The 12,788-nt window shown below is 42.4% G+C and carries 11 protein-coding genes; 4 read left to right on the top strand and 7 right to left on the bottom strand.

Annotated features, from left to right (window positions below; translation table 11 throughout):
* Positions 1-297: 297 nt before the first annotated feature.
* The gene (gene rodA / locus PCRYO_RS07575; RefSeq protein ID WP_011513816.1) at positions 298-1,440 is read right to left on the bottom strand and encodes a rod shape-determining protein RodA; all 1,143 of its coding nucleotides are present in this window, start codon (positions 1,438-1,440) and stop codon (positions 298-300) included.
* A gap of 333 nt (positions 1,441-1,773) precedes the next feature.
* Here rodA and PCRYO_RS07570 point away from each other — a divergent pair, with 333 nt between their 5' ends.
* The gene (locus PCRYO_RS07570) at positions 1,774-2,640 is read left to right on the top strand and encodes a D-Ala-D-Ala carboxypeptidase family metallohydrolase (RefSeq protein WP_226939351.1); all 867 of its coding nucleotides are present in this window, start codon (positions 1,774-1,776) and stop codon (positions 2,638-2,640) included.
* An 83-nt stretch (positions 2,641-2,723) separates the two neighbouring features.
* Here PCRYO_RS07570 and PCRYO_RS07565 read toward each other — a convergent pair whose 3' ends face one another.
* The 3 genes from PCRYO_RS07565 to PCRYO_RS13170 all read right to left on the bottom strand — a co-directional run bounded on the left by PCRYO_RS07565 (position 2,724) and on the right by PCRYO_RS13170 (position 6,235).
* Complete coding sequence (locus PCRYO_RS07565) at positions 2,724-4,271, bottom strand: M16 family metallopeptidase (RefSeq protein ID WP_011513814.1); 1,548 nt, start codon at positions 4,269-4,271, stop codon at positions 2,724-2,726.
* Positions 4,272-4,355: 84 nt separating this feature from the next.
* The gene (locus PCRYO_RS07560) at positions 4,356-5,837 is read right to left on the bottom strand and encodes a M16 family metallopeptidase (protein ID WP_011513813.1); all 1,482 of its coding nucleotides are present in this window, start codon (positions 5,835-5,837) and stop codon (positions 4,356-4,358) included.
* Positions 5,838-6,082: 245 nt separating this feature from the next.
* Positions 6,083-6,235 carry a hypothetical protein gene (locus PCRYO_RS13170; RefSeq protein WP_156772646.1) on the bottom strand — a complete coding sequence of 51 codons (153 nt, stop codon included), beginning with the start codon at positions 6,233-6,235 and terminating at the stop codon, positions 6,083-6,085.
* Between the two features lie 381 nt (positions 6,236-6,616).
* Between PCRYO_RS13170 and ftsY the strand changes: the two genes are divergently transcribed.
* Entirely contained in the window at positions 6,617-8,050 is a 1,434-nt protein-coding gene (ftsY, locus tag PCRYO_RS13495) for a signal recognition particle-docking protein FtsY (RefSeq protein WP_011513812.1), read from the top strand.
* A gap of 65 nt (positions 8,051-8,115) precedes the next feature.
* The gene (locus tag PCRYO_RS07550) at positions 8,116-8,688 is read left to right on the top strand and encodes a methylated-DNA--[protein]-cysteine S-methyltransferase (RefSeq protein WP_011513811.1); all 573 of its coding nucleotides are present in this window, start codon (positions 8,116-8,118) and stop codon (positions 8,686-8,688) included.
* A 92-nt stretch (positions 8,689-8,780) separates the two neighbouring features.
* Here the strand turns inward: PCRYO_RS07550 and PCRYO_RS07545 are convergent, their stop codons facing one another.
* The gene (locus PCRYO_RS07545; protein ID WP_011513810.1) at positions 8,781-9,530 is read right to left on the bottom strand and encodes a YebC/PmpR family DNA-binding transcriptional regulator; all 750 of its coding nucleotides are present in this window, start codon (positions 9,528-9,530) and stop codon (positions 8,781-8,783) included.
* Positions 9,531-9,884: 354 nt separating this feature from the next.
* Between PCRYO_RS07545 and PCRYO_RS07540 the strand changes: the two genes are divergently transcribed.
* Positions 9,885-10,715, top strand: a complete 831-nt coding sequence (locus PCRYO_RS07540; protein ID WP_011513809.1) for an ion transporter — start codon at positions 9,885-9,887, stop codon at positions 10,713-10,715.
* Positions 10,716-10,759: 44 nt separating this feature from the next.
* Here the strand turns inward: PCRYO_RS07540 and PCRYO_RS07535 are convergent, their stop codons facing one another.
* Positions 10,760-12,061: an ABC1 kinase family protein gene (locus tag PCRYO_RS07535; protein ID WP_011513808.1), complete on the bottom strand. Its 1,302-nt coding sequence runs from the start codon at positions 12,059-12,061 to the stop codon at positions 10,760-10,762.
* Positions 12,062-12,251: 190 nt separating this feature from the next.
* On the bottom strand, positions 12,252-12,788 hold the full coding sequence (gene aroQ, locus PCRYO_RS07530; RefSeq protein ID WP_011513807.1) for a type II 3-dehydroquinate dehydratase: 537 nt from the start codon (positions 12,786-12,788) through the stop codon (positions 12,252-12,254).

Genomic DNA, 12,788 nt, shown 5'->3' with positions numbered 1-12,788 from the left:
ACTAAGATTTTTGCACATTCTATCTTTACGTATAGTTACTTAGTAATTAGATTTTAAGTCAAATTTGTACGGTTATTTGTTAATCGATTCAATTTTGAAACATGCTATGTTATGTTTTCTTTATGTATTCAGCCATCTATGTATCATCGCCATTTTTACTATTTTAGATACTGACATAAGCTATTGAATACTTAATTTCTGAAAAATCCATTGCACCTTGATATAGCTTATAGGGGGTATAAAAAAAGAGACCGTATTATTAAAATATTGTCTCTTTAGATATAAAAACAGAGATACTTAGTCTGACTTGTGCGTATGAATGGACATCAGTAAACCAAAACCTGCCATTAAAGTAACAATGGCAGTACCACCATAACTGATAAAAGGCAGAGGTACGCCAACGACAGGTAAAATACCGCCGACCATACCAACATTGACAAAGACATACACAAAAAATGACATCGCAATCGCGCCTGCTAATAGTCGGCTATAAGTATCAGGATGAGAAAAGGCGATATATAAGGCGCGGGTCAATAAGCATGCATAAATAAACATCAATAGTATGACGCCAAGCAAGCCAAACTCTTCAGAGAAAGCCGCGATAATAAAGTCGGTATGACCTTCTGGTAAGAAATGCAAATGCGACTGCGTACCCTCTAAATAGCCTTTACCCGTTAGACCGCCGGAGCCGATAGCAGTTTTGGACTGAATGATATTCCAGCCAGCACCTTGCACATCTGCCTCAGGATTGAATAGTGTGAGTACACGGGTACGCTGATAGTCGTGTAACAAAAAATTCCAAGCAAAGGCAACAAGCGGGATCGACAAAGCAACCGCACCAGCTATCAGTTGCCACGATAGCCCTGCCAAAAACAGCACAAAGATACCGCTAGCAGCGACTAATAATGAAGTGCCAAGATCTGGCTCTTTAGCGATTAATAAGACTGGCACCACAATTAACGCCAAGGTAATGCCGATACTGGGTAGTGAAGGGGGCAGATCACGCTTAGACAAAAACCACGCACACATCATAGGCATGCCAAGCTTCATAAACTCTGAGGGCTGCACACTACCAAATCCTGGTAGATTAATCCAGCGCTGCGCCCCCATACGTACTTCACCGATAATATCAACCAACACCAATAGTATCAGACCTAATACATAAAAGATGGGCGTAAAAGTACGATAAAGGCTCGGTGGTATCTGCGCCATGATAAACATAACGGTAAAAGCGACACCATAGCTGACCATTTGTCGTAGCACCATACTCGTATCTTGAGCGGCTGCACTATATAAAATCGTTAGCCCAATACAACAAACGGTCAATAATAAAAGGGTCAACCAAGGGTCAATATGACTACGTTGCCAAAAGGTCGGTGTCTGACCTTGACCGAAATGGTGGCTCTGTCGGGAAAAACGATATTGCGGGTTAGAAGACATAGGCAAAGTGTGACTGGCAGTTGGCGTGGAAGAAGGGCTATATTTAGCAGAAGACTTAAGAAAATCGATAATTATAGGGCATTTAACCGATTAGATGATAAAAAAAGTAACTTGTCGGTAATAAAGTAACGTCAATATAAAAATAATGAGGATAAGTGTTAATAACGAATAAGTCGCTGCCAATTGGTGACGATAGTTTAGCTTGCTTGCTTAAAATTTGATAGTATCGATAAAACGTTTTTAGCGGTGTTTGTTGCAATGATCGAAATAACAAAACAAGTTTACAGGCAAATCCACAAGCCTATTATTGCACTCTGTATTTGTGCCAGCATTATGAGTGCCCATGCCGCTATTATTAGTGATAATAGTGAGCGCCGTATCCAAGTACGTCAGGGTAGCAGTGTGAACAACAGCAATGCCAATACCTATATCACGCCATCTGCACAAAGACCGCCTTATAATGCAGGGGTCACTATCTTAAGTGGGTCGGGCGGCGATAGTATGCAAGGACTGATTCAGCAAAAGCAGCGTGAGTTTGAATTTGATGCCAGCTTATCAATAGAAGAGAATAAACGTGTCATTACCAATAGAAGTACGCCGCGTTATAACACCACCTATAGCACGGGTAATAACAATTACAATGATTTTATCAGCATGGATTTTAATACTTGGCTCAATAGTAATAGCTATCGCGCAAGCCAAGTAGCAAACTATCAGCGCTATTTAAGCGCGCGTGTCGGCGCTCGAAACGTACCGCCTTTGTCACAGCTACTGACCACCGCTCGCAGTTGGGACAAATGTGGCTATGAGCCGTATCAACTGCCTCCTCAGGAGCTGTGGTCAAACATTGTACCGACATTGCAGCTATATAGTCAGCTGAAAAGCCAAGGGATACTGCCAGCAAACAGTGAGATACGCTCGGTATATCGTAGTCCTGGATTAAATGACTGTGCAGGCGGAGCTAGTAGTAGTAAGCATATGACAGCTGGCGCGATTGATATTTGGGTGCCAGATTATGAAAGTAGTCCATGGCAGCTGAGCCGAATGCAAGACAGCTTATGTGAGTTTTGGCAATATCAGGGTCAGTCGCACAATTTTGGTCTAGGGTTGTATTCTACAGGTGCTATACATTTAGATACCGATGGTTATCGTAAATGGGGCTTTAATCATGCCAGTAGCAGCTCTGCCTGCCGCTACTGACGATAATTCTAAGATAGAAAAAAAGCTCAGCCCGTATATATAATGGGCTGAGCTTTTTTATAGCACTATGAAAGATAAATTAACTATTTAGCCGCCTTCTTATCCCAAGGATTGACCTCACCAACGGTCACAATTAAGAAGTCATCAGGCTTTAAGGTATCACGCAGGGTCTGATTCACCTCTGCTAATTTGACTTGTTCGATACGATTGACATAGTTGCTAAGATAGCTTGTTGATAGCTGATAAAAATTCATCATACCAAGCAAACCATTAATACCAGCGTTACTGGCAAAACCCATTGGGAAGCTGTTTTTTAAATTGTCCGTGGTCAGCTTCATCTCAGTACTAGTAATGCCATTTTTTAACGTGTTATTAATAACGTCTAAGCTAGCATCAATCGCAGCACGAGCCTTGTCATTGCGAGTCGAAAAACCTATCTGATAAGGTCCACGTGTCAGCATCGGACTCATCGAGCCTGAAATACCATAAGTATAGCCAAGGTTTTGTCTGATTTCCGTCATCAGTCGTGCATTAAAATCGCCCCCTGCGAGCACCTCGTTGCCAACGGCAAAACTGGTTTGCTTTTGCTGCGCTTGCGGATCCGTTGCACGCTTATCACCAAGTTGCCCCATCAGTACTGTCGTTTGAGTGCTAGGAAAGGGAATATGAATATGCTGAGACTTCGTCAATGGTTTTGGTTCAGGCAGAATAGGCGCTGCTTGACCAGTAGGTAAACCCGCCGTGATGTTTTCTGCCAGTTTTTTGGCTTGCGCTAAAGTGAGATTACCTGTCATAGAAAGGCTAGCGTTGGCGGCAACCAGATAGCGATTTTTAAAATCTATCAGCTGTTGTCTTGTGATATTAGGTACTGTTTCAAGGGTGCCAACAGAAGGATGAGCATAAGGATGGCCGCCATAGAGTGCTTTATCAAAAGCAAGGCTGGCAAGGCTGTTTGGGTCTTGTTTTTGCTGCTGCAAGCCGACCAATAAACGGGCTTTATTGCGGGCTAAAATTTGTTCATTAAAACTTGGTTCGATGAGCATTTGGGTCATCAAATCGATGGCAGGTAATAGATGTTTATCGTCAGATAAACTGCGTAATGAGACCGTAAATATATCTTTATAGGCACTGCTGCCTAGATTGATGCCTAAGGTTTCAACCGCGCGAGTAAATTCGTTTTCATCTAAACGTTTTGAGCCTTGTTCAAGCATGGTCGCTGTCATATTGGCGATACCAAAACCTGTGCTACTGATACTGCCATCGCGCGCGCTACCAGCATTAAAACGTAAATCGATGTCGACAATGGGTAATGCCGTCGTCGGTACAAAAAGTACTGGCACACCCGCTTTGGTCTTAAACTGTTGAATCTTTGGAACGGTGACTTTTAAAGGCTTGGCATTATCAAGGCTAGTCAACTTAGACAAAGCAGCAATAGGCGCATTGACATCAACTGCAGATGCCTGAGTACGATAATCCTCACCAGTAATGCCATCAGCCTGCGCGGTCATGGTCAAAGTAGTCAGCCCCAAAAATAACCCCATACTCAAATAGGGTAGTCGCTTAAATGTCGGCTTTATTGATGACACCAGAGCAGTATTCTTTTTGGCTTTTAAAATGGTATTTTGAGTCATAGCTTTCTTCTTATTAATAGCGTTTTTAGTCGTTGGCAGTTTTGGTCATGATATTTGATAACATCATCTGATATTACATTAACCTTATTTTTTCTTAACGACCTTTTTGACTGGTTCTTTAGGTGGGATAATATGCATGACCGTCAAATTGTCTTTGACCAAATACTTTTTACTAGCTGCTTGTATGTCTTCAACCGTTACGGTATTCATTTTGGTGGGTAGCTGAGCAAGTAACCTATCATCGAGACCGATAGATTGTAGTGAGCCAATTATACGCGCTTGACCTTCCATGCTGTCTTGCGCGTATACCAGACCAGTGACCGTATTGGTTTTGGCGCGCTCAATTTCATCGGTGGCAATTGGATCGGTTTTAAGCTTTTCTATTTCAGAGATGATGGCTTGCTGCGCTTGCGCTAAGCTGACGCCTTCACGCGGAGTCGCTTGTATCAAAAATAGCCCGTCGCCACGATCTAATAGATCATAAGACGTACCCACCGTGGTCAGGAGCCCTTGCTCGCGTACCAATCGACTCTCAAGGCGCGCTGATAAACCGCCATCCAATACGTCTTGCGCAAGGGATAGCGCGTAGGCTTGTTTTTCGTTACTTGCGCCTGCTGTCACAAGGCTTGGTACGTTATAACCCATCAGCAATACAGGCACTTGTACTGCTTGCTCAGATTCTACTTGCTGATAACCGCGAAAGCCTTTTTGACTCACTTCAGGACGTTTTGGCAGCTTACTCGGTTTTAGCTCACCAAAGTAGCGCTTTACTTGGGTTAAGACTTCAGTGGGCTCAACGTCGCCAACAATAACCAAGGTGGCATTATTTGGTGCATACCATGTTTTATACCAGTCTTTTAAGTCTGAGAGCGTAATCGATTCAAGCTCATTCATAGGTCCGATGACTGACTCGCCTTTGGGGCTATTTGGCAATGCCAGCAAACGAAATGATTCATAAGCTTTAGCAAGTGGATTGTCATCAGTACGCTGACGACGCTCCTCCATGACAACTTGATGCTCTTTGACAAACTCTTTTTCATTAAATACTAAGTTTTTCATCCGATCTGCTTCAAGCTCAAGTGCTAAAGGAAAACGGTTGGCAGGGAACAGCTCGTAATAACCCGTATAATCATAGCTAGTAAAGGCATTATTGACGCCACCAAACTTAGCAATTAAGCGTTCATAATCAGCGCTTGAAACGTTACTAGTGCCTTTAAACATCATATGCTCAAGCACATGCGAGATACCACCTTTATTGACCGGCTCATCAGCTGAGCCAACCCGATACCAAATCTGAGTCATCACCACAGGCGCACGGTGGTCTTCTTTTACCACTATTTTTAGACCATTTTTCAGCTGATATTCATGGCGACCAGACATATCCATAGTCAGCGCTGATGATGGCTGAGCGTCCTTGGTAACTATGTCTTCAGGCACTGGATGCTTGACCGCAGTCACAGGATTGGCGTTAATGGCACTGGTTTGACAAGCAGCAAGCGTGGTCGCCATGGCTAAGGCAGATGCAAGACGTAGAGAAAATGTGGTTCGGTATAAAGGGACAGACATGATATGTTCTACTTATATAAAAGGGAGACTTTTAAACGGGCAGCTTATAAATGGATGAGAGCGTATAGTAAGTTCAATGTAAAAGAGTTACGTTCAGAATAGCATTATGCTGGTATAAATTTCTCTCGCTTGCTGTGCGCTTCGCACTCCAGAGGCTTCGCAAAATTTATCCCAGCAGTACTGTGTTCTTTTTAAATTGAATTGACTATATATCTATTTTCATCATGGTACTGATACTTATACCATCATAAAGATTTGTGCGCCCCAACCATGACACTGGCAGTCGGCTTGAATTCTTGAGTCGTGTTACAACCTGTCGCTGATAGTGCCATCGTCGCCAGTAATAAAGCAGCAGTGATATGGGTAATGTTTTTATAATGATTGGATAAAGACAACATAAGACATTCCTAATATAAGTAAGAAGCATGGAGATAAAGGGTATAAACAGGTATTTAATTAGCTTTGCTAAGAGTAGGCGAAGTTTGCCATCGCAAAGGTCAGATTTATGTGTCCAAACCTTAAGCGAAACTTGCTCAATGAGCGATCTTATTTATCATCTTTTTCACACTAAAGGTTTAATAGTGCTTTTGTATCACTTGATGATTTTTGCCATTTACAAGCAATCTAGGATGCGAAAGGCTGAGCTCAACTTGAATTATGCTAAACTAGACTAAAAATAATCTCTGCATTGAATCATAGAAAACGGACAATACAACGATATACAGATCCGGTTTTACCATAAACATATTACTCATACTGATGAACTTTAGGGCAAACTTATGAATAACCCCAATAATAGCAATCGTGTGGTCATTAATCTTGACAGCGGACTTGATGAATTAGATGACGATGATATTACCTTACCCAGTCTGCCAGTGCAATCTGTCCCTATTATCGATGCCCCTGAAAGAAATGGGGTAAGTAATAGCAATGAGCCAGTAACGCCTACAGTCAATAAGCAAGTATCAAGCACCGATGCAGCTGAGAGCATTGCCCTAGGCGCGCCTATCCTCATGACGCAAAAGCAGATTCATACAGACAATACCTCAGAGAGCTTTGCAAATACCAATGATACAGAGAATACAACACCAGCTGTTTCTGCGTCAAAAATCCCCACTATGCCCTTACAAGCACAATTAGGCGATTTGCCAAGCGTTACGCCTAGCAATGCAAGTAGCATTAATAGTAGTAGTAATCAAGCGTCCTCTGAGCCACAGCAAACGATTCCAGTAGAGTCGCAAGCAAATAAAGCGTTGCAAGAGGAACAAGAAAGCAGCAAAAAAGGCAGCTGGTTTAACCGGATGAAAACCGGTTTAAGTAAGTCGCGTAAGAACTTAGCCGAAGGGATGGTCAGTATCCTTATTGGTGGCAAAGAGATTGATGATGAGCTATTAGAAGAGGTTGAAGACCAACTGTTGGTGGCTGATATCGGTGTCAATGCAACCAATCGTATTATCAAAAGCCTTACTGAGCAGACAGATCGCGGTGATTTAATCTACGCGCATTCACTATACAAGGCATTACAGACTGAATTGGTCGATATCTTAACGCCAAAAGTTGCGCCGCTTATTATTGATAGCAGCAAAAAACCATTTGTTATCTTGGTCGTAGGCGTGAATGGCGTAGGTAAAACGACGACTATCGGTAAACTTGCCAAACGTTTGCAAGGCGAGGGTAAGTCTGTGATGTTAGCAGCAGGGGACACTTTCCGCGCAGCTGCTACTGAACAGCTGCAAATCTGGGGTGAGCGTAATCATATTCCAGTTGTGGCGCAAGGTCATGGCTCTGATAGTGCATCAGTTATCTTTGATGCCATGCAATCTGCTAAAGCAAAAAATATTGATGTGTTAATTGCCGATACTGCTGGACGTTTACAGAATAAAACCCATCTAATGGCAGAGCTCGAAAAAGTCGTACGTGTGATGCGCAAAGCGGATCCAAGCGCGCCACATGAAGGTATGATTGTGCTTGATGCTGGCACGGGTCAAAATGCCATTAATCAAGTGGAATTATTTAATAAAGTGGTGCCATTAACCGGAATCACGATTACAAAACTAGACGGAACTGCAAAAGGCGGTGTGGTCTTTAATATTGCCGAAACGACGGATGTACCTATTCGTTATATTGGCGTAGGTGAGTCGATTGATGATCTGCGTGCCTTTAGTCCAAAACAATTTGTCGCCGCGTTGTTTGAAACTGATGACAAAGAATAGCGCTCAACAGTTTATTTTAGCCAATACTCAAGTCTTGAAAATACAACGATTTGAAAGGAGTAGTTATGATAGTCACCACAGCCGCTTTTGGATCTAATCAGTTAACATTAATTGCGAGTGTCAATGAGCATAGCAGTCCTAAGCTGGTTGAGGTCAATTGGCTGCTGGCAGGTGACTCTTGGCACAGCTCAAAATCTATTCCCAAGCTTAAAAAGCATTATGGTATTGACGATCAAAGCTTCACATTCATAGATAAAGACAGCCTAAGCAAAAATGAACCTACTCAAGCATTATTAATAGAGGCTATAGCACAATTAACGGAGTATTTTAACGGTGAGCGTCAAGCGTTCGATTTGCCACTAGATGCAAGCTTAGGAACTAAGTTTCAGCAGCGAGTTTGGCAAGCACTACAAGATATTGCTTATGGTGAGACGATTAGCTATGCAACGCTGGCACAAAATGTCGATAGTCCCAAAGGCTTTCGTGCGGTTGCGAATGCCAATAGTAAAAACCCTTTTAGTATTATCGTTCCGTGTCATCGTGTTATTGCAAGCGACGGCAAACTTGGTGGTTATACAGGCGGCTTAGATAAGAAAACGCATTTGTTAGCGCTTGAAGGCGTCACGTGCAAAGCTTAGTTTGAAGTAATTGCTCGTCACATGTCACATATTGTTGAACAAAAAAGCCAAACGCTAAAAACGTTTGGCTTTTTTAATACAAAGCACAAAAATTACTGCTCAAGTTGCGCCATGACTTCGTCTGAGAAATTGACGTTGCTATAAACTTCTTGCACATCATCAATATCTTCTAACATATCAATCATCTTCATGACTTTTTCGGCATCTGCAACGTTGTCTATTTCAGCACTGGTTGATGGCGACATAGTTACTTCAGCATTGTCAGAGACTAAACCAGCAGCATTAAGCGCGTCTTTAACATGACCGAAATTTTCCCACTCAGTGATGACAAGCAAGCTTTCGCCATCATTTTCGATATCAAGCGCACCTGCATCTAATGCCACTAGCATAACTTCATCTTCTAAACTTGTGTCATTAAAGCTTATTTCACCGCGTTTATTGAATAGGTAAGCCACAGAGCCAGTAGTACCCAGATTGCCATCATTTTTGGTAAAAGCATGGCGTACTTCACTGACTGTCCGATTGAGATTGTCAGTCATGGTTTCGACTAATACTGCGACGCCGCCGATGCCATAACCTTCATAGCTGACTTCGTCCATATTGTCATTGTCATCACCGCCTGTACCACGAGCTACCGCACGATTGATGGTGTCTCTTGTCATATTGACGGAGAGGGCTTTTTCAATAACCGCACGTAGGCGCGGATTCTTATCAGGGTCAGGATCACCTTGCTTGGCAGCAGAAACAATTTCACGAATAATTTTGGTAAATACTTTACCTTTTACCGCATCCTGACGGGCTTTACGGTGTTTGATATTTGCCCATTTTGAATGGCCTGCCATATGACGTCCTTAAGTATTACGAGTGATGTATTGTACAGCTAAAACATTTATTGGTAAAAATTTTTTATAGTTAATGCAGTTTTTATTACCTGATTGCGCTGTTAAGCTCAGGTAAGTGATCTGTCGCTAAGTTAACGATTTGTATGTTGTTAATAGCGCTTTTTTGCTACACTGCTATGTTCTGGCTTTTGACCCGTCATCGATTATTTTCGTAGTGACGGATAGCAGCCAATAACCACATTACTTTCAATATTATAAACCACTTTCACGTATTTTGACCAATCTTAGCTTATGCATATACGCCTAAGTTGTCCGGTTTTAGATATCCATTGATCCTATGATTTGATTGACTTTATGAAGCAGCCGAATACCGAAGCCGTTACTCATTTGCGTAACCGCATTCATATTATTATTGAAGGTACAGATACTCGTTTGGGTAAGCTGTTTGATATTGTATTGTTGATCGCGATTTTGGCCAGTGTGGCGGTCGTGATGCTCGATAGTGTGCTCTATATGCGCTTGCAGTATGGCACGCTGTTTTTGTATGCAGAATGGTTTTTTACTATTTTGTTTACGATTGAGTATATGCTCAGGTTGTTCTCAGCACCCAATCGTTTTCGTTACGTGTTTAGTTTTTTTGGGATAGTGGATTTATTGTCCGTACTACCGAGCTACTTAAGCTTAATGTTTGTGGGCGTACAGTACTTACTTGTCATTCGTATCTTACGTATTTTGCGTATCTTTCGGGTACTTAAGCTTGAAGCCTATATGCAACAAGCAGGATTTTTGGCGTCTGCGCTTAGAACCAGTCAGCAAAAAATCACGGTATTTTTCTTATCACTGGTGTTACTGGTCACCATTTTCGGCTCGATTATCTATGTCGTAGAAGGACCAGAAAACGGCTTTACCAGTATTCCGCTATCTATCTATTGGGCAGTTGTTACTATGACGACGGTTGGTTACGGCGACATGTCACCAAAAACACCATTGGGGCAAGCCATTGCAACCATGGTCATGATTACAGGTTACTCAATCATTGCTGTACCGACAGGGATTTTCACCTCAGAGCTTGCACGTAATATGCGCCCGCAGCTCAATCCTGTCACGTGTCCGAACTGTGGTAAATTTGGTCACGCAGTAGGTGCGGATTTTTGTGACCGCTGTGGACATGCCTTGCATGTATAATCAATACTAAAACTTGTCCTATATATTTATAGCCATTTAACGCTCTAAAAACCTATATATTCATGTACCAGTGGCGACAAATCTATCGTCACTCCTAGATTGACTAGGTTCCAGTATTGTCCTGATATAGTACGATCGAGCATCATCGTAGAGGCTGATGGTTGAAACTGTCCAAAGTATTTCAAAGAAGTGCGCATTTGGGCGATGGCTTCATGATGGGTTTGACTGCTTGCAAAATCAAAATTACCGTCTTGATAGGGTTTGATAGATAAGGGTTTCAGCCCAATCTCTAACCATTTTCCATAAAACTCGCCCGGTACGATTTTATCGTCTTCACGGCGTATATCCAGAGCAACCAAATCTTGCTCAAGGGCAGTGACATCACCTTTTAAGGCATGCTTGGCAAATCGGCGAAATAATTGAACTTCGCTGTCGCTATAGCTACGAATCCCGCCAAAATCATAGGCAACTACACTGCCATCAGCACGGAACGCAAAGTTGCCCGGATGAGGGTCGCAGTGCATTCGATATAACCCAAACAGCTGCCCTGCGGTAAAATGAAACAAGCGCACTGCGATTTTTTGCTTAATATCATTATCCCACGTTGCTGCCACTGTTAAGGTTTCGCCGCTCTCTTCTGTCAAGGTCAAGATTCTTTTAGAAGAGTGACTGCTAATCACTTTTGGGATGATGAGACCCGTATCTTCGGCATGAAAAGCGCCGAATACCCGCAGATTATGCGCCTCTTTAATATAATCAAGCTCATCATGTAAGCTTTGGCGAATTTCGTGAAATAACTGCTCTTGCAATTGCTTACTCATATTGAGCACGCCAGCGATTTTTAGTGCCATACGCACTTGTTTTAGGTCGCTATCACAATTTTTGTCGACATCAGGGTATTGCACCTTAACCACAACCCTTTGCCCAGATGGCAAAATTGCGCGATGTACCTGTCCGATGGAAGCTGCAGCAAATGGCATTTCTTCGAATTCAGTAAACAATTCATGAATAGGTGCTTTGAGCTCACTTTCAACTTGTGTGCGTATCTGCGCATAGGGCATCGCCGGTGCATCTTTTTGCAGTTTCTCTAATGCGGTTGCAACTTCAGGTGGAAACACATCTTTATACTGCGAGGCAATTTGACCTACCTTCATGACCGCACCTTTCATCTCACCTAAAGTTTCAGCGATTTGAATACCGACATCTTGCATCAATTCTGAGCGCGCTTGTAGGCGTTTTTCTTCGTCACTTGAGAGATGCTTTAAGGAGTTTTTAGCTGCTTTTCCAGCAATACTTGCTGTCATGCCAGCAAGTTTCATAAAGCGCGTTCCGGACGATTTTGCCATGCCTATCACCATATAGTGGGGTATTTAGTGGGTTATTATTTAACCCCTAATATTATTATTTTAATCGAATGAATGCTGTTTAACTACTGTGCTAAAAGTATCGCGATAACGGTTTGTGTAGTACTTGTCGCAGTAATTTTTGTCATGTGTTCGGCAGTATTGTTTAGATAAAAACCTTAACGTCATTAAACTACTTATTCAGTGTTATTGCATAAGTATGGGTCAGCCAATAATCCAATGCCATATCATAGCCCAAATGCCCCAAACCACAAATCACGCCAACTGCTACATCACATAAATAAGAATGCTCGCGAAACGATTCACGTGCGTGGACGTTCGATAGATGCACTTCTATAAATGGCTTTTGGGTAGCAAGTAGCGCATCGCGTATCGCAACAGACGTATGAGTAAAAGCAGCAGGATTGATGATTATGGCATCGATCTGTGCGCTTGGCTCTGCCAATAGACCGTAATACTGAATATCATCGACCAGTTTGCCTTCGTGATTCGACTGACTACAAATTAGCTCAATACCATGTGCCGCGGCGCGCTTGATTAAAGCACTCTCAATATCAGCAAGCGTCATATGACCATAAATATCAGGCTCACGTTTGCCGAGTAGATTTAGATTGACACCATTAATCAATAATAGCTTATGAGTAAGGGTTTTATTGGCTTTTTTATGGGAAGCAGTGCTGGTCGTTGCTGATTGAGATGAGGCGGTCAT

Origin of the sequence: Psychrobacter cryohalolentis K5 (genome assembly GCF_000013905.1) — a bacterium.
Lineage (GTDB): Bacteria > Pseudomonadota > Gammaproteobacteria > Pseudomonadales > Moraxellaceae > Psychrobacter > Psychrobacter cryohalolentis.
This window is presented reverse-complemented; position numbering and strand designations above follow the sequence as displayed.